Source organism: Streptomyces hundungensis (assembly GCF_003627815.1).
Taxonomy (GTDB): domain Bacteria; phylum Actinomycetota; class Actinomycetes; order Streptomycetales; family Streptomycetaceae; genus Streptomyces; species Streptomyces hundungensis_A.
Map to the genome: position 1 here is coordinate 1,061,352 of NZ_CP032698.1, position 17,039 is coordinate 1,078,390.

Here is a 17,039-nt window from a genome sequence, read left to right on the forward strand (position 1 = left end):
CCTCTGTCATGTCGAAGCCTGACGAACTGCTTGTTGACGTCGCTGCCCTGGTGGAGTCCGGGCACAGCAATCAGATGTCTCTGACCGTGGTCGCCGGTGGTGCTGTCATCACGGGACGGCTGGCCCCGAAAAGGCCTGGCGCCAGCGGGTGTCGGAGGTCCTCGCGGACTCGGACCACCTGAGCGCCTTCTCCACCGCCTTCACCGCCTCCCCGCGCGACGAGGGGCCGCCCAAGTATCTGCACTTCCATGTGGCCCGGATCTTGCAGGGCTCGGTGGGGATCCCGGAGACGGGCGGGATGTACCGCGTGGCGATCAAGGACGTCAGCGCCTGGACGATGGGTGACTTCAGCTACTCCGACCACTGAACCGAGGTCGCCCACGACCCGTCCGTTACGCGATGAGGGCCCGACCGGAGCGCTTCCGGTCGGGCCCTCGCGGCTGAGCGAGGACGGTAGCGGCCCCGGCGATCCCGCGTCGCGTCCGCGCCAACTTCCGTACGGGAACGGGGCGTTGGCGTCTTCGGCGACGGACGCCGGGGGTCAGGAACAGGAGGCTTCGCTGTCCGGGAAGACGGGGAAGATCTGGTCCAGGCCGACGATGCGCAGGATGCGCAGCGTGTTGGAGGGTACGGAGGCGAGCGCCACGTCCGCCTCGGCGGCGCGGGCGTGGTTGTGGGCGACGATCAGCGCGCTGAGGCCGCTGGAATCGCAGAACGCCATGCCGCCCAGGTCCAGCACGAGGCGCTGGCCGGGCCGCAGGGGGGTCGCGAGGATCCGTTCGCGCAACTCGCCGGCGCTCGCGTAATCGAGCTCGCCGAAGATTTCCAGAACGGGACCGGGCGCTGCGTCTCGGGTGGTGATCTTCAGTGGGCTCATGCGTTTCTCGTCTCGGGGGTGGAGGTGGGGACGCTGAGAGCGAGCAGGGCGGTGTCGTCGTCCAGGCCGTCGCCGAAGCCCGTCAGCAGGCCGGTCAGCGCCTGGATCAGGACGGGTGCGGGTTTGCCTGCGTGGCCGGCCGCGAAGCCGAGCAGGGCCTCGTCTCCGTACAGGCTGGTGCGGTCCTCGCCGGTGCGGGCCTCGGTGATGCCGTCGGTGTAGAGCAACAGGGTGTCGCCCGGCTCGAGGACGTTGCGGGCGGAGGTGAAGGGCGCCGAGGGCAGGATGCCGACGAGGAGACCGCCGGGGGTGGGCACGAAGTCGGCGCTTCCGTCGGCGCGCGTGATGATGGCCGGGGGGTGGCCGCCCGAGGCGAGGTGTACGGCCACCCGGCCGGTCGCGGGGTCGGGTTCGAGGGTGCCGAAGACGGCGGTGCAGTAACGCGGGTCCCCGCCGCTGGCGTACCGCCCGTGGAGCACCTTGTTGAGGGTGGTGAGGGCCGCTACCGGGTCGGGGTCGTGCATGGCCGCGGCCCGCAGGGTGTAGCGGGTCAGCGAGGTGACGGCGGCGGCCTGGGGGCCCTTGCCGCACACATCGCCCAGGAAGAAGGCGAAGCGGCCGCCGTCGATGGGGAAGACGTCGTAGAAGTCGCCGCCGAGCCGCTCGGGGTGGGCCGTGTGGTAGTAGGCGGCCGTCTCGACACCGGTCACCGGCGGCAGGGTGTCGGGCAGCAGCGACTGCTGGAGCACGGCCAGGGCGTCCTGGAGCCTGGCACGGTCGGCCTCCGCCCGCTTGCGCGCCTCCTCGGCGGCCCTCCGGCCGCGCAGGAGTTCCTCTTCGTAGGCGCGGCGGTCCCGGGCGTCGAAGACGGTGGTGCGGACCAGGAGGGGCTCGCCGGTGGTGCCGTGCTTGATCACGGAGGAGACCAGCACCGGCATACGGCCGCCGCCCGCCTGCTTCATCTCCAGGGCGATGCCGTTGATCTCGCCCTGCATCCGCAGCAGGGGCATGAAGTGCGTCTCGTGGTAGAGCTTGCCGCCCACGGTCAGCAGATCGGTGAACCGCATTCGGCCCACCACCGCCTCGCGCTCCAGGCCGAGCCAGTCGAGGAGGGTGGCGTTCGTCTTCGCGATGGTGCCGTCCATCAAGGTGGACAGATACCCGCACGGCGCGTGTTCGTACAGTTCCTCGGCGCTGTCCTCGAGCAGCGCCGCAAAAGCCGCGGTGGAGACCTTCTCGTCGTCCCCGTGAGGGTCGGGCTGTCGGCCCGTGCGGGACATCACCGTGAGTCCCGCAGGAAGCCCAGAATGGCTTCGTTGGTGGCTTCGGGCGCGGACAGGTGCGGGCAGTGGCCGGTCGTGTCCAGGGTGACCAGGGTCGAACCGGGGATCGTCCGGTGGACGTAGGCGCCGACCTCGCGCGGGGCGATGACGTCCTGGGTGCACTCCAGCACCAGCGTCGGCACCCGCACGCCCTTGAGGTCCTGCCGCGAGTCGGACAGGAACGTGGTCCGGGCGAAGACGCGCGCCATGTCCGGGTCGGTGGCACAGAAGCTGTTGGTCAGCTCCTCCCCCAGCTCCGGCCGGTCCGGGTGCCCCATGATCACCGGGGCCATGGCCGCCGACCATCCCAGGTAGTTGGACTCCAGCGACTCCAGGAGCTCGTCGATGTCCTCGGCGCTGAAGCCGCCCCGGTAGCCCTCGTCGTCGATGTAGCGCGGGGAGGGCGCCACCATCACCAGCGCGCCGATGCGCTCCGGCGCCATCTCGGCCGCCAGCACACCCACCATGGCGCTGACCGAATGGCCCACGAACACCGCGTCCCGCAGATCGAGCGCCTCACACACGTCCACCGCGTCCCGGGCGTAGCCGGTCAGTGAGGCATAGCGGTCCTCCGAGAAGGCGGTCGCGTCCGCCCGGCCCGAGCCGACGTAGTCGAAGAGGACCACGCGGTGGTCCTTGGCCAGGGCGGGCACCACGAGCCGCCACATGTTCTGGTCGCAGCCGAAGCCGTGCGCCAGCACCACCGCGCGCCCCTGCGGGTTTCCGGTGACGGTGACGTTGTTCCTGCGTGCGATGTCCATACCGGTCAGTCTCTCAGGGTTCCTTCCGGGACCCACCCCGGGCCCCCGCCCTGAGAGGCGCGACATAGGGTGTTTCCCATGGCCGACACTCCGACTCCCACACCTCGCGAAGCCTTCGACACGCTAATGGACGGCAACCGGCGGTTCGTCGCCGGTTCGCCGGAACACCCGAACCAGGACGCCGCCCGCCGTACGGAGGTCGTCCTCGCCCAGAACCCGTTCGCCGTGCTCTTCGGATGCTCCGACTCCCGCCTCGCGGCCGAGATCATCTTCGACCGCGGTCTGGGCGACCTGTTCGTGGTGCGCACCGCCGGGCACGTCGCGGGCGCCGAGGTGCTCGGCAGCATCGAGTACGGGGTGAGCGTGCTCGAAGCTCCCCTGGTGGTGGTTCTCGGCCATGAGGCCTGCGGCGCGGTCGCGGCGGCCCGCTCATCAGTGGAGGACGGCACCCCGGTCTCCGGTTACGTACGGGACGTGACGGAGCGGGTGACTCCCAGCGTGCTTGCGGCCAGGGCCGCCGGGCGTACCGAGGACGCGGACTTCGTCGCCGAGCACGTGCGGCACACCGTGGATCTGCTCCTTGAGCGCTCCCGTGTCCTGGCCGACGCCGTGGAGGCCGGCCGGCTCGCGGTGGTGGGGCTGTCGTACCGGCTGGCCGACGGCACGGCCCGCCTGGTCACCGCACGCGGTCTCTACGAGGCGTCGGACGGCTCGGTCCGGTAACGCGGGGACCTCCACGCCGGGCGCGAGATCCGGCGACGACCACAGCGAAGGGGCTCGACCGGTGTCGGTCGAGCCCCTTCGCATGTCCCGAGGCCGGGTCAGTCCTTGAAGACGTCCTTGATCTTCTCCTTGGCCTCGCGAGCGTCGCCCTTGGTCTTCTCGGCGCTCCCCTCGGCCTCGAGGCGCTCATTGCCGACCGCCCGGCCGGTCGTCTCCTTGACCTTGCCCTTGGCCTGGTCGACCTTGGACTGCGTCTTCTCGTCACCCGACACAACCATCACTCCTCAAAATCGATGTCCCACCGTGGACATCCATCCGCCTCACCCCGATTTCCCGACCCAAACCCCCCGACGTGAAAACCGGCCGCCCGGTGTCCGCGCTTTTTTCGTTTCGGATCAGGGAGTTACAGCTGCCCGGGACGGGGCACAGGGGTCGTGCTGATTCGAATGTATGACGGGTGCCTTCCGGGGCACACGGCGGACTGGAGGTTGATAACTATGGTTCCCCTGCTTCTCGTTCTGCTGCTCGCCCTGATCCTCTTCGGTGCGGGCTTCGCCCTCAAGGCCCTGTGGTGGATCGCCGTCGTGGTCCTGGTGCTGTGGCTCATCGGCTTCGTGGCCCGCCCGCGCGGCGGAAGCGCCCGCTGGTATCGCTGGTAAACCGCATCCCAACAGCGTTACGGGGCCGGACCCATAGGGTTCGGCCCCGTTGCCATGTCGCGTGCGGGTCGCCGCGTCGCGTATACCGCCGACGCCGAATTGGCTCGCAGCCGTCCGTTTACCCCGACGTCATCCGCGCGCCTTTGCATAACGTTTTCGTGACACCGTCGGGCCGACCACGAGGGAAATGGAGAGCCGGGGCGGGGCAGCACGGAAAAAGCCACGCAGCCCGTGCCCACGCTTACGTAATGCTCCCGTCGGAGCTCAAGTGCGTAGTGCTCCCGTACGGAGCTCAGGCGACGGAGGTGACCTCAGCGGCGTCCGAGGTGTCGAGCATGCCCTCGCGCAGCTTGGCGACGGTGCGGGTGAGGAGTCGGGAGACCTGCATCTGGGAGACGCCGAGGTGCTCGCCGATCTGGCTCTGGGTGAGTTCCTCACCGAAGCGGAGCTGGAGCAACAGGCGCTCGCGGTCGGTGAGTTGGGCGACCAGAGGGGCCAGGACCTGCAAGTCCTCGACGAGGTTCATCGCCGGGTCCTCGGCGCCGATGAAGTCGGCCAGGGCCGCCTCGCCGTTCTCGGCGTCGCTGGAGAGCGCGGCGTCCAGGGAGGCGGAGTTGTAGCCGTTGGCGGCGACCTGCGCCTCGACGACCTCGTCCTCGCTCAGGTCCATCAGCGCCGCGAGTTCCTTCACCGTGGGCGAGCGGTCAAGACGGCTTTCGAGCTCCTCACGGGCCCGGGCCAGCTCACTACGGCGTTCCTGAAGCCGGCGCGGCACATGCACCGCCCACGTGGTGTCCCGGAAGAACCGCTTCATCTCGCCCACGATGTACGGCACGGCGAACGTGGCGAACTCGGTCTCCCGCGACAGCTCGAACCGGTCGATCGCCTTGATCAGACCGATCATGCCGACCTGGACCACGTCCTCCATCTCATCCGCGAAGTTACGGAAGCGACGCGCGGCGAACCGCACCAGGGACATGTTCATCTCAATCAGCGTGTTCCGCGCGTACTGGTACTCGGCCGTGCCTTCCTCCAGCACGGCCAGACGCTCGAAGAACTGGCGCGACAACGCCCGCGCATCACGGGGAGCCACCCGGGTCGGCGCCTCGATCGACGGAAGAACCCGCACCTCGTGCCCGACCTCTGGCTCGGTGATCCTCATCCGGCTCGCCACGGCAGTCACGCCCAGTCCCCTCCTTGTCCCGACGACGCTTCGATGCAGAAAAACTATCATGGCCAGGGTAGACATTGGATGGCCGGAGGGTTATGGTTTCTGCTGTAATCAGAGGTCGAGAACAACAGGCAGGGCAGACCTGAACCGCCCTGTCTCCGTAGCCGCCGTCCGAGAGGGCGGGGGTTCGCGGTTGAAAGCTCGGGGCCCGGGTCGCCAGTACGGCGCCCGGGCCCCTCGATGCGTCCCCGAAAGAAGAGGTCTATGCCCGCTGTCGAACCCCGCCCCATCGACAAGCTCGATGACGACGACTACCCCGCGTACACCATGGGCCGGGCCGCCGAGATGCTCGGCACCACCCCCGCCTTCCTGCGCGCGCTCGGCGAACACCGCCTGATCACGCCCCTGCGCTCCGAGGGCGGCCACCGCCGCTACTCGCGCTATCAGCTGCGGATCGCCGCCCGCGCCCGCGAACTGGTGGACCAGGGCACCCCGATAGAGGCCGCCTGTCGCATCGTCATCCTCGAGGACCAACTCGAAGAGGCGCGACGCATGAACGAGGAGCTGCGCACCCGGGACCGCGAGCCGCAGAGGTAACCGCGGACGCGGGCCCAGGAGGGAGCCGGCCTGGGGACATCGCCCCCAACGGTCAAGCGGCTTGGGTGAGTTCGGCGCGGCCGAACAGGAGGGCGTGGCCGGAGGGGAGTTGGTCGAGGATGCGGGCGAGGAGGTCGGGCCCCGCCAGCGCGGCGACCGTGGTGAGCACCGCGCCCGTGTCCCAGCGCGTCGTGGCCATGCTCGCGCCCGTCCGGGCGGCGAGGTCCTTGACGAAGGCCCATCCGGTGAGCGGCTCGGCGACCGGGATCTGCGCGGTGAGCACGAGGGCGGCCTCGACGGGCAGACGGGCGGCGAGCTCGACCCGTTCGTCGCCCGTCAACTGGCGCCCCAGGCCCGCGAGTACGGTGTGGATGGCCTGCTCGGCCTGCTCCCGGGTGGGATAGGCGCCTTCGTAACGGACCTTCTCCAGCATCTGCTCGTACGTCGTCACGGGGACGTGCTGGGCCGGGTCGCTGGCGTGGAACATGGAGCGCTGTCGCCTTTCTCGTGACAAGGGTCGGGTGTGATGGGGCGTCGGGTGTGACGGGGTCGCGCACATGACGCGCGGAGGGCGGGCCGGGGGCGTGGTGCCCGCCCTCCGCGCGCGTCGGCGCCTGCTGCCGCTGCTGAAGGGGGCTTCAGCCGGTGATCTGCTGGTGGGAGGAGCCCACGCCGATGGAGATCTTGCGGGGCTTGGCACGCTCGGCGATCGGGATGCGCAGGGTGAGGACACCCGCGTCGTAGTCGGCCTTGATGCGTTCGGTGTCCAGCGTGTCGGCGAGCACGATCTGGCGGGAGAAGACGCCCAGGGGACGCTCCGACAGCTCCATCTTCACGTCGTCGGCCTTCGGCGAAGGACGCCGCTCGGCCTTGACGGTCAGCATGTTCCGTTCGACATCGATGTCGATCGCGTCCGCGCTGACACCGGGGAGGTCGAAGGCCACCACATACTCGTCGCCCTCGCGGTACGCGTCCATCGCCATGGTGGACGGCCTAGTCCACGTACCCGGCGCCACCAGCTGCGTCAGCCGGTCGAGTTCGCGGAACGGGTCGGTGCGCATCAACATCGCGAAACACCTCCAGAAAGTTCGGGCAGTACCTGCCAATGCGCTTCACTGAAACCGTTGTAACATGTCATCCAATGGATGACAAGCCAGATGTCATCGATCGGATGACAGTCGGAAGGAGGCGTCCCTTGACAGCAGCCGACCAGCCGTCCCCTGCCCGCACCGATGCCCAGAGCCCCGCTTCGTTCTTCGCCGCCGCGGCGGCCCTGGAAGCCATAGAGGGCGAGCTGCGCGCCGCCCAGCGCGGGCCTTCGGCCGCCCGGGGCGCCCCCGCCGACGGCCCGGAGCAGGCGCTGGCCTGCCTGTTGCTGCTCCGGCAGATCCGCGAGGAGCTCTCCGGATGGGAGACCGGGCTGATCGAATCGGCCCGCGAGGCGGGCGCGAGCTGGGCGGAGCTCGCCCAGCCCCTGGGCGTAGCGAGCCGCCAGGCGGCCGAGCGCCGCTATCTGCGCAACCGCCCAGGCCCCGACGGCTCCACCGGCGAGCAGCGCGTACAGGCCACCCGGGAACGCCGCGCGGCCGACCGCACCACGGCCGCCTGGGCCCGCGACAACGCGGCCGCGCTGCGGCGCATCGCGAGTCAGATCTCCACCCTGGGCGATCTGGCCCCGGCCTCCCGCGGCCCGCTCACCCGGCTCGACGCGGCGCTCGGGGACAACGACCCGACGGCCCTCGTCGGCCCCCTCGGCGCCACCCGCCCCCATCTGGCGAACACCCACCCCGACCTCGCCGCCCGCCTCGACGATCTACTCAACTCCCGTACGTCCAGGGCCACTTCACCCCAGAGGAAGTCCTGAGGGCGGGCGCCGGGCCTGAGGCCACATCGCCGCGTACCATTGATCGGTGCCCAACACCCGTCAGCTCTTGGGGACTTGGATGATCCGCCCCTTCTCGTCGACGGTGTGGGTCTGCCAGTACTGGTCCCATTCGTCCCCCACATGTCGAGGGACCTTGCCCTCCGGGTAGCGGGTGTAGCCCTTGGGGGGCGGCTGATCGTCGTCCACGCAGGCGCTGCCGGTGGAGCCCACGGTGTGGACGGGGTACTCGCCGCCTCCGCAGATCGCATCCTGCGAGGAGCAGCCCGTGAGGGCGGACAGGAGAACGATCACGGCCGTCGCACACCACAGCGGGGTGCGACGACGCCGCGGGCCGGCGAACGACGCCTTGCGGAGGGCCGGAGGAGACAGGGGCTGGCGCACGGTGAGCTCCCGGTGAGTAGTCGCTGCTACCCACCCTGCCCAGAATGTCGCCGGGCACGTGGACGCGTTGCGTCGGCGTGTACGGAGTCGGCGTGTACGGAGTCGGCGCGAGCGGGGTCGGCGCGGGCGGCGGCTCAGTCGGGGAGCGAGCCGAAGATCATGTTGCCGGCGCAGCCGCGTTCGTCGCTGGTGAAGTAGGCCTGGAAGGCCTCGCTGAGCTCGTCGAGGCTGACGGCGCCGTCCCCGTTGGTGTCGAGCCGGCGGGTCACGGTGAGCGCGTCCGCCGGGTCCACCCCGAAGGTCTGGAGCAGTCGCTGGGCCTCCTCCGCCTCCAGCATGTTGGTTCCGTTGGTGTCCGCCGTGGCCAGGAAGGCCACCACCATGGGCAGGAAGTTCGCGAGATAGGCGTGCGGGGTGCCCACCAGCCGAGCCACGGCCCCCTCGAAGGTGTCACGGTCCAGCGAGGCCGAGAGCTCGGCGCCGGCCGCTTCGCACAGACGGCCCCAGGACTCCTGGAACGCCTTGCCGAGGGTGGCCGCCCTGAACGAGTCGGGGCTGTGCCCGAAGGCCGCGGTGATGTTGTCGGCGGCACCCAGCCAGTCGGCCTCGGCGATCAGCCCGTCCTGGTCCTTGTCGAACAGGCCGAAAAGGGTGCGGTACTTGGTGGCCAGGAACGGTGTGACGGCTCGGTCCGAGGACGCCGTGGACGACAGGAGCGTCGCGTTGGTGGTGGTGAGGTACGAGCGCGCGACAGGGTTGGCCGAGGACGCGAGGTGGGGCGAGCGTCCTTGGTCGAGGGCGTCGAGGTACTCGCACGTCGCCCGGTAACCGGCGGCGGCCCGGCGCTGGTTGAGGGCCAGCTCTTCGCGGGGGCCGGCCCGCAGCGCGACGTCCGAGCCCTCCGCGCCCGCTTCCCCGCTGGGCAGGATGTGCACGCGGACGCCGGGCGGATGGCTGCTGAGGATCTGGGCGAGCCGGTGGCGTCGGGAGATCTCGAAGACCGTCGGCCCGATCTGCCAGGGCCACCGAGCGGGCCGCAGCGGCCGCTCGCGCTGCCGCATCCGCAGGACGTAGACGGTGGTGGCGCCGTAGGCGACCGCCCTGCTGACGGGCGCCGTCTCGACGATGCCGCCGTCCACATAGTGCTCGTCGCCGATCCGCACGGGCGCCCAGAGCCCCGGGATGGCGCAGGAGGCCAGGACGGCGGGGAGGAGCGGGCCGGAGTCGAAGTAGCGGGCGGCGGCGCGCTCGATGGAGCTGGCGACACACTGGTAGGGCAGCGCCAGGTCCTCGATCCGGGTCCGCTCGCCCAGATAGGAGCGGACCACACCGTGCAGGGCGTCCATGGACGCGAACGCCGGGTGGCGCCGGAACGCGTTGGACAGCACGCTCCGTACCGTCACCGCCATGACACGCTTGCCGAGCAACTCCCGCCACAGCTCGGTGAGTTGGTCGCAGACGGCCGGGGTAGGGTTCTTGGCGAGCAGCGCGCCCTGCAAGGCGCCGACGGAGGTGCCGAAGACCAGGTCCGGGACGATGTCCCGCTCGAACAGCGCGCGCAACATGCCGACCTGGTAGCCGCCGAGCTTGCCGCCGCCGCCCAGGACGAACGCGGTACGGGGAGCGGCTTCGGACGAAGCCGTCGGGGAGATGTCCGCTGCGGCCATGCTTTCCTCCTGATGACGCTCTCCGTGCCCTGGCGGCCCGGCCGTTCGCTGTCCCGGCGGATTCCGCCGAGCGGGTGGTCTCTCTCAGCGGGGTGGGGGGTCGTCCCAGTCGACCCGGTCGGTCCGACCGGGCTTGGCGGTGCGGCCCCTGCGGGTGGCCAGCACCCAGGCGTCCAGCTCTCGCCAGCGCTCGTACAGCCAGGCCTCGAAACCCTCCGGGTCACGCGGCACCTCTTCGGGTGCGAAGCTCCGCCAGGAGACGTGGAGGGCCGCCTCGTCGTGCGAGGAGTAGCCCGGGCCCAGACGCCACGGCAGCACGTCCTCAAGACCCGTGTGTCCGACCACCAGAACCTGGGCGTCGGGGGCGGTGGCCAGCAGCGCACCCGCACCGCGGGCGAGCGGCGGCATGACGTGCGGCATCGCCTCCGCCGCGATCGCCAGGTCGTGCCGGCCGGAGCGACGCAGATACGCGATGCGCGCCCATCGGCGCCGGGTGCTGAAGTTCGTGCCCTCGGGCAGGATGACCGCCGCGTCACGGCCCAACCGGGGCCCCATGGAAGCGAATTCGCGTGCGGCCCTGGCCCGCCCTTCGGCGTTCCACCGCAGTGGGATCACGGAGGTGAGCCGGAGCAGCGCCGCCGCCCCGGGAAGGCAGGCGGCCGCGCTCTTGCACACCCCGTACGGGCGGCGCCGCAGCACGTCGGTGGCCAGATGGATGCCGAGCTGCATGTTCAGGAGCCCGGCGTGGCGCAGAAGAATGACGACAGGCCGCTCGGGGTCGAGGAGCGGAGGCTCCGGCCAGTGCACCCGTACGCCGATCGCACGGAGACCGGGGCCGAAGAAAAGGCCGGTCGATCGTCGCACCAGGGTGGTACACCGAGCACGGTGCTCGGACGGGTCCAGGGGGGTGCGCCGCCGGGACACGTGGAAGCCGACGTCATTGACGACCGCGCTCACCTCGCAGGTGAGCAGGTACGTCCCGTACAGCAGCGCCAGTCGGGTCACGCCCCGCACCGGCAGGGGCAGCCACCGGGCACACGCTCCCAGGAGCAGAAGCAGCGGGGACAGGACGAGGACGACGGCCACACACGCCACGAGAAGGGCCAGCCGACAGCAGGTGTACAGCACCCTCAGCACGGCACGCAGGCCGCCATCAGGACCATCACGGGCCACGCGCGCGGGCACCTGGCAGACCGCCTCCGGTATGACCGGGCCGACTCCCTGCTCCATGGGGTTCATGGACAATTGGGTCTCATAGGTGACAGACCATCGCAAGCCGGTCGCCCCTCGCGCGGGCCGCCGTCCCGGTGCTCCGCGGCGACCGATCGGCCGTAACCCACGTGGTTCCACCGCCGCGTTCACACCTTGAAGTAGCGGCTGAACGCGGAGGTGTCCGTGCCGAGATAGCCGCCGAAGGGCGCGTCCAATTCGTGGATGAGCAGCACCAGGAAGGTGATGAGCGCGGCGAGGCCCATGACCATCACGATGTGGGTGAGGTTGCGCTGAATGCCGAAGAGGAACATGAAGGCCACCGTCAGTACGCCGCCCAGGATCAACCCGAGCCACAGCACGGGCGAAAGACTGCTCTGGGCGTCCCCCTCCCGGCCCCGGCGCGCCTCGTCGAGGGTGCCCAACTGGGAGAGGAGCTCCTGGGCGGCCATCTGCTGCGCCGGGGTGGCGGTGGCCGGTACCCGCGCCGCGGCGCGCAACTGATCGAGCATGGTCCAGCCTTCGGAGCCGAGGTCGTCGCGGGCCGCCATCCTGGGCCACTCGTTGTCGACGACATGGCGCGCGTACTGCTCGGAGATGGCCCTGACCCGGCTCCGCTCGTCGGGCGGCAGGGCGTCCGCCACCAGATACGTCTGGTGCAGGGCGCCGGCCTCCGCCTGTACGTGGGACGAGGCGTTGTCGGAGGTCTCCCATACGGACACCAGGGCGAGCCCCAGCACGAGGGCGTAGAGAACGCCGACCATCATCGAGATGTACTCGGCGACGTCCTCGCGTGGCTCGTCGTCGGGATCCGGGGGGAAGAAACGGTGCTTGGCCACCACGGTCGCGGCGGCGACCAGGGCCACCGCGAGGGTGATGGCAAGCGCCTGCATGGCAGGGGACACGGGAGCTCCTCGGGGTTATGGCCGGCGTGAGCCCAGGAGCAGCGCCGCCAGAACGGCGGGCATGAGAAACAGGAGCAGCAGCGCCATCATCGACAGGGCGCGGTGCTCCTGGGCGTGGTGGCGCAGCCTGCCGAGGATCGACGTCGACTGCTCATGCGGCTGGGCGACTTTCGGCCGCGCCGGGTTCTCAACTGCCGGGCGCTGTACGGGCGCAGGGCCCACGACGCCCTCTCCGGGCGGTTGCGCCGCCGGGTTGTCGCCCGGGGGCGGTGGCGCGCCGGGAGGTGCGGGCGGCGCGGCGGGCGCGGCACCGGGGGGCGGAGCGACGGCGGGCGGTGCGCCGGGCGGCGCGGCACCGGGGGGTGCGGCACCGGGGGGCGGTTCCCCCGGCGGTTGCTCGCCGGGCTGCGCGCCGGGCTGCGTCGCGCCGGGCTGGGTCGTGCCGGGCTGGGTCGTGCCGGGCTGGGTCGTGCCGGGCTGGGTCGTGCCGGGCTGGGTCGCGCCGGGCTGGGTGCCGGGTGCGCCCGGTCCTGCCGCTGAGCCGGGGGCGCCGAGCGGCGGTGGCGCACCCGGCAACCCGAACCCGGGGGGCGTTCCGGGAGCCGGGCGTGCGCCGGGTGCGCGTCTGTTCGGCGGCCTCGCCGCGCCGGGCGGCCTACGGGGCTGCTGCCCGGCGCCGGGCACGTCGGACGAGGGCGGGTTCGCGGGTGAGGACGGGGGCGCGACCGTCGGGGACTCGGGCAGGACGAACGAGGCCGTGGCCCGGGCGTCGAGCACCGGTGGGTCCACGCCGAGCCCGCCCGGCCCCAGGGTGGCGAGCCTGTCGGTTCCGGTGGCGCTCGCCGCGCTCACGTAGGTGCCGGGATCGCGCCGCACCTGAGCGGTACAGACGACGGACGCACCGGGCGCCAGCTCCGGCACGTCGTCACGTCCCGAGCAGTCGATACGAGCCGGAGCCGGGGCCGGCTCGGCCGACAATCCGCCCGCCCGAGCCACGGCCGGGTCGACCGCCCCAGCGCCCCCCGAAGCCACGCCCGGCTCAACCGCCCCGGCGTCCCCCGAAGCCAGGGCCGGAACGGCCGACCCCGTAGGCGCCGAAGCCGCAACCGAATCCGCCTCCTCGGCACTGTCCGAGGCCCGCGCCGCATGAGCCATCCCCGTACTGGTCGAAGCCAGGACCGCATGAGCCATCCCGCCACCGGCCGAAGCCAGGGCCGGGTCAGCCATCCCGCCACCGGCCGGAGCCAGGGCCACATGAGCCATCCCGCCACCGGCCGAAGTCAAGACCGGGTCAGCCACCCCACCACCGGCCGAAACCAGAACCGCGTCAGCCAACCCACTACGGACCGAAGCCAAGGCCGCATGAGCCGCCCCGCTACGGCCCGCGGCCAGCGCCGGATGGACCACCCCGGTACGGCCCGAAGCCACGGTCGGATGTGCCACCGCGCCGCGGCTCGAAGCCAGTAGGGGGTCGGTCAGCCGGATGTCGTACACCGTTCTGTTGCCGGGGTTGGCCAGGACGTAGCGGATCTCGGCCTCGTTGAAGCTGATGAGCCGGGCGGTCTCGGACAGCGCGAGGCCGCCGGTCACCCCTTCGTACCCGCTCCGCGCGGACGCCCGGATCCGCATGTCGAGTGACGGGATCTCGCCCGTCGCCACGACCCAGGCGGTGTGTGCCCCGGGGTCCGCGGGCAGTTCGGCCGTGCAGGTGGTGCTGGACAGCGCGGGCAGCCGGCCGGGCCGGCCGGCGCCTTCGCGGCACCGGATCAGCGCACCCGGCACCGCCGGGTCGGTCAGCCGGACATCGGACAGGTCCGCCTCTCCGAGATTGGTCAGCCGGTACACCTTGACCACCGGGGCGCCCACCCTGATGCCGGGCCGCAGCGCCCCGACCCCTGGGCGGGTGTTCACCGTGACCGTCAACTGCAAGCTGTGCGTGCTCGTTCCGCCGGCGCGAGCGGTCGGCACGGCTCCGGCGAGCACCCCGGGCAGGGTCGCCACGGCCGTGAACGCGACAACGAACGCCGTTCGCCGGGCGGTCGGACGACCGCGCGGGAGCCCCATCCCGATTCCCTTCCGCCGAAGACGCGTCTTGCGGACAGATGGTCACCGACGGGACTGCGGTGGGGCCTTCAGGCGTGCCGTAATGCTCCGATAATCTTACAAATACAACCCTTATGGGTGCCCGGGCTCGCTCAAGGGAGTCGGTGCCCGACGCTCCGCACAGCGGCGGGGGCGGCCCGGATAACCTGCGCGGCATGATCAACACCTACCCGAGCTCCGAGGACGCCGAGGTCGCCATAGCCGCCGTGCGCGCCGGCGCCGAAGTGGTACGCAACAGCTACGGGCAGCGCCTCGCCCGTATCGACAAGGGCGCCGGGGACTTCGCGACCACGGCCGACCTGGAGGCCGAGCGGGCGATCCTCGACGTCATCCGGTCAACTCGCCCCCACGACGCGGTACTTGGCGAGGAGGGCGGGCAGCAGGGCTCCCTCGACTCGTCCCGCCAGTGGTTGGTGGATCCTCTCTGCGGCACGCTCAACTACGCCGTCGGCACGATGCTCGTGGCCGTCAACGTGGCGCTGCGCGGCGGCCCCGCGGCGGTGGCCGACCCCTTCAGCGGCGAGGTCTTCTTCACCGACGGCGTGTCCGCGCGGGTCCGTCAGGACGGGAAGGACACTCCCCTGACGCCTACGGCCGCGACGCGGCTCGTGGACGTCAACCTGGATCCGCCCTTCCCCAACGCGCCCGCGTTCAAAGCCACGGACCTGCTCGGTCACCCCACGTTCATCGCCCGCTTCCGGCCCCGCGTCCTGTCCACCACGCTCGCCCTCGCCTGGGTCGCGGCGGGCAGACGGGCCGCCTATGTCACCGACGGCGCCGACCTTTCCGACAGCGTGCACTTCGCCGCCGGCATCGCGCTGTGCCGGGCCGCGGGCTGCGTGGTCACCGGCGTCAACGGCGCGCCGATCGGGGACGGGGGGCTCGGTGTCGTGGCGGCGGCGGACGCCGATACCCATGAGCTCCTGATGTCGATGATCCGGCCGGAGGGGTAGGGCGCGCCCCGCCCCACCGGCCGTGGCAACCCCCCACCACCCCGCGTTTTACGAGGCAGTTCGCCACCCGAAACTGTGTGCGGCCAGACACGCCGGGCCCGAAGTCACGCTTCATCCGGAGGCCGCCCGCTCCATCCCCGATGATGAGGACCGCCCGGGCAACGCATCGAGGAGGACGGGGAGTACGCACATGACGATGGAGGCCGGTACACGGCAGGAGGAGCGCGTTCCGGGCCGGGTGTGGACGGTGCGCCTGGCCCCCTACGGCCGACCTTCCGCCGGGGCGGTGACCCTTTCCTGTTCGCGTCCGGCCTGCGCCGACCAGCGCTTCCCCGGCGGCGCCGCGGCGGGCCGCAAGGCGGCGGTCGCGCACGTCAACATGCACCTGGCCCACATCCGCACGAGCGGCGGGCCTCGCCGTGAGGCCTGGTGCGCCTGCCGTGCCGCCGACTGCGCCTGGCACACCCCCGACCCCGCCGTTCGGCGTCGCGAGGCTCCGCCGACGGTGGGCACCTCTCGGTGCGGCGGCCCGGTGGTCCTGACGGTGTACGCGGACCGGGCCGGGCGGTTGTGGCGGATCGCGGAGACGTGCGCGCGCTGCGCCGCCGCCACCCCCGGCTGCCGCGCCCTGGACACCGCGCCGCCCCCGGCGCAGCCGGGCCGGATCGCGGACGAGCGTGTGTCGGCGCCGGAGCCTTCGGGCGGTACGGCGGGGGAGAGCGTGGCGCCGGTGTTCTCCGACCGGCTCCCCTCCCCCGCCGGTGAGGCTCCGCCGGTCCCCGCCACCGGGGCGGCCCCGGTCCCGCGCGCCCGGGTCGCCCCGCCCGGCACGGCGTCCGGGCGGGCCGGCCAGCGCGGGAAGATCGCGCAGCGGATCGTGCCGGCCGACCTCCAGCCCGACGTCCTGCGGGTCGAACTCATCGACCTGGGCGACGCGTTCCGCGCCTACCAGCAGCGCACCGAACCCGACCTCGTCCTCCTGGCCGAGCTCCACGAGCGCAAGGCCCGGGCGTTCGCGCTCTGGGCCGACGTCAGTGGCGACGGCGACCTGCGCCACGAGGCCCGGCGCGCCGAGAAGGCCGCGCAGACCACCCTGGAGATGCACCACAACCGCACCGGCGGCCCCGGGGACGGATCCGCGGCGCCGGAGCGGCTGCTGACCCCGAAGCAGGCGACACACGCGCGCAGCGTGCTGGAGTACGTCCGGACCCAGGCCCCCGGCCCCGAGCCCGAGGTGCGGCTGGCGGTCCTCATGCTCACCCTGCGGGCAGCCCGCGCCGGCACCGGCAACATCACAGGCCAGGACCTCACCGGCTGGTTGGGGTGCGACGCCGAGCACGTACTGGAAAGTTTGGTCGCGGCCGACTGGCTGCGTCTGCCCGCCACCGTCACCGAGGCGCTGGCCTCCCAGCCGGAGGACCCCACCGCGATCACCGTTCCCGCGCTGCTGCCCGAGCAGCCCCGGCCCTTCGACTTCGGCAAGACCAGCCGGGCCAGGATCTCCGGCTGGGCCCAGAAGGCCGTCGGGGACCGGAAGATCCGCAAGAGCAAGCTGGGCGCCGCCACCCGGCTGCTCGCCCTGTACACCGCGGCCCACGCCCGCGCCGACGGCACGCTGGCCGGGCCGGGAAGCGGTGAACTGCCCCTGGAACAGGCCGCGTTGTTCTGTGGTGTGTCCCCCGACGAAATCGTCGAGCACGCCGCGCTGCTGGAGGCGGCCGACTGGCTCTCCGAGGTCGACACCAGCGCGGGCACCCTGCGCGGCCGTCTCACCGAACGCGTCCTGCCGCTGGCCGGGCTCGTCTCCTAGGCGCCTTGAACCGAGG

18 protein-coding genes and 1 pseudogene are annotated in these 17,039 nt (G+C 71.7%); 7 read left to right on the plus strand and 12 right to left on the minus strand.

The annotated features are described in order from the left end of the window. The first annotated feature begins 8 nt into the window (after positions 1-8). Positions 9-367: pseudogene (locus DWB77_RS04815) on the plus strand (hypothetical protein). A 174-nt stretch (positions 368-541) separates the two neighbouring features. Here the strand turns inward: DWB77_RS04815 and DWB77_RS04820 are convergent. From DWB77_RS04820 to DWB77_RS04830, 3 genes are read right to left on the minus strand one after another with little or no spacing between them, the layout of a single operon-like run. Beyond that, positions 542-877: an STAS domain-containing protein gene (locus DWB77_RS04820; RefSeq protein WP_120720043.1), complete on the minus strand. Its 336-nt coding sequence runs from the start codon at positions 875-877 to the stop codon at positions 542-544. Then, positions 874-2,157, minus strand: coding sequence for a PP2C family protein-serine/threonine phosphatase (locus tag DWB77_RS04825; protein ID WP_120720044.1), 1,284 nt, complete (start codon positions 2,155-2,157; stop codon positions 874-876). The genes DWB77_RS04820 and DWB77_RS04825 overlap by 4 nt, the downstream gene beginning before the upstream one ends. Next, positions 2,157-2,960: an alpha/beta fold hydrolase gene (locus tag DWB77_RS04830; protein WP_120720045.1), complete on the minus strand. Its 804-nt coding sequence runs from the start codon at positions 2,958-2,960 to the stop codon at positions 2,157-2,159. The genes DWB77_RS04825 and DWB77_RS04830 overlap by 1 nt, the downstream gene beginning before the upstream one ends. Before the next feature lie 78 nt (positions 2,961-3,038). Between DWB77_RS04830 and DWB77_RS04835 the strand changes: the two genes are divergently transcribed. Further along, positions 3,039-3,683 (plus strand): carbonic anhydrase, encoded by a 645-nt coding sequence (locus tag DWB77_RS04835; RefSeq protein WP_120720046.1) that lies wholly within the window; start codon positions 3,039-3,041, stop codon positions 3,681-3,683. 98 nt (positions 3,684-3,781) lie between these two features. Here DWB77_RS04835 and DWB77_RS04840 read toward each other — a convergent pair whose 3' ends face one another. Further along, positions 3,782-3,955 (minus strand): CsbD family protein, encoded by a 174-nt coding sequence (locus DWB77_RS04840; protein WP_120720047.1) that lies wholly within the window; start codon positions 3,953-3,955, stop codon positions 3,782-3,784. Positions 3,956-4,180: 225 nt separating this feature from the next. Here DWB77_RS04840 and DWB77_RS04845 point away from each other — a divergent pair, with 225 nt between their 5' ends. Then, positions 4,181-4,342 carry a DUF5670 family protein gene (locus DWB77_RS04845; RefSeq protein ID WP_120720048.1) on the plus strand — a complete coding sequence of 54 codons (162 nt, stop codon included), beginning with the start codon at positions 4,181-4,183 and terminating at the stop codon, positions 4,340-4,342. Between the two features lie 292 nt (positions 4,343-4,634). Here the strand turns inward: DWB77_RS04845 and DWB77_RS04850 are convergent, their stop codons facing one another. Continuing rightward, the gene (locus DWB77_RS04850) at positions 4,635-5,504 is read right to left on the minus strand and encodes a SigB/SigF/SigG family RNA polymerase sigma factor (RefSeq protein ID WP_120720049.1); all 870 of its coding nucleotides are present in this window, start codon (positions 5,502-5,504) and stop codon (positions 4,635-4,637) included. 273 nt (positions 5,505-5,777) lie between these two features. Between DWB77_RS04850 and DWB77_RS04855 the strand changes: the two genes are divergently transcribed. Continuing rightward, a complete protein-coding gene (locus DWB77_RS04855) occupies positions 5,778-6,110 on the plus strand; it encodes a MerR family transcriptional regulator (protein WP_120720050.1) in 333 nt (110 codons plus the stop codon). Positions 6,111-6,162: 52 nt separating this feature from the next. Here the strand turns inward: DWB77_RS04855 and DWB77_RS04860 are convergent, their stop codons facing one another. Beyond that, positions 6,163-6,597, minus strand: coding sequence for a DUF2267 domain-containing protein (locus DWB77_RS04860; RefSeq protein ID WP_120720051.1), 435 nt, complete (start codon positions 6,595-6,597; stop codon positions 6,163-6,165). Positions 6,598-6,748: 151 nt separating this feature from the next. Beyond that, complete coding sequence (locus DWB77_RS04865; RefSeq protein WP_120720052.1) at positions 6,749-7,177, minus strand: Hsp20/alpha crystallin family protein; 429 nt, start codon at positions 7,175-7,177, stop codon at positions 6,749-6,751. A gap of 128 nt (positions 7,178-7,305) precedes the next feature. On the opposite strand from DWB77_RS04865, the gene DWB77_RS04870 reads away from it, so the two are divergent. After that, positions 7,306-7,974, plus strand: a complete 669-nt coding sequence (locus DWB77_RS04870; protein ID WP_120720053.1) for a type III effector protein — start codon at positions 7,306-7,308, stop codon at positions 7,972-7,974. A gap of 60 nt (positions 7,975-8,034) precedes the next feature. Here the strand turns inward: DWB77_RS04870 and DWB77_RS04875 are convergent, their stop codons facing one another. The 5 genes from DWB77_RS04875 to DWB77_RS37620 form a co-directional block, all read right to left on the minus strand. Then, positions 8,035-8,376 carry an SCO0607 family lipoprotein gene (locus tag DWB77_RS04875; RefSeq protein ID WP_428985100.1) on the minus strand — a complete coding sequence of 114 codons (342 nt, stop codon included), beginning with the start codon at positions 8,374-8,376 and terminating at the stop codon, positions 8,035-8,037. 134 nt (positions 8,377-8,510) lie between these two features. Next, on the minus strand, positions 8,511-10,043 hold the full coding sequence (locus DWB77_RS04880; RefSeq protein ID WP_120720054.1) for a patatin-like phospholipase family protein: 1,533 nt from the start codon (positions 10,041-10,043) through the stop codon (positions 8,511-8,513). An 84-nt stretch (positions 10,044-10,127) separates the two neighbouring features. Next, on the minus strand, positions 10,128-11,282 hold the full coding sequence (locus DWB77_RS04885) for a hypothetical protein (protein ID WP_162952431.1): 1,155 nt from the start codon (positions 11,280-11,282) through the stop codon (positions 10,128-10,130). A gap of 119 nt (positions 11,283-11,401) precedes the next feature. Further along, positions 11,402-12,157: a DUF4239 domain-containing protein gene (locus DWB77_RS04890; protein ID WP_246033412.1), complete on the minus strand. Its 756-nt coding sequence runs from the start codon at positions 12,155-12,157 to the stop codon at positions 11,402-11,404. A 15-nt stretch (positions 12,158-12,172) separates the two neighbouring features. Then, positions 12,173-14,158, minus strand: coding sequence for a hypothetical protein (locus DWB77_RS37620; protein WP_162952432.1), 1,986 nt, complete (start codon positions 14,156-14,158; stop codon positions 12,173-12,175). Between the two features lie 257 nt (positions 14,159-14,415). On the opposite strand from DWB77_RS37620, the gene DWB77_RS04905 reads away from it, so the two are divergent. Then, positions 14,416-15,213 carry an inositol monophosphatase family protein gene (locus DWB77_RS04905; RefSeq protein ID WP_120720059.1) on the plus strand — a complete coding sequence of 266 codons (798 nt, stop codon included), beginning with the start codon at positions 14,416-14,418 and terminating at the stop codon, positions 15,211-15,213. Positions 15,214-15,403: 190 nt separating this feature from the next. Next, on the plus strand, positions 15,404-17,023 hold the full coding sequence (locus tag DWB77_RS04910) for a hypothetical protein (RefSeq protein ID WP_120720060.1): 1,620 nt from the start codon (positions 15,404-15,406) through the stop codon (positions 17,021-17,023). The last annotated feature ends 16 nt before the right edge of the window (positions 17,024-17,039 follow it).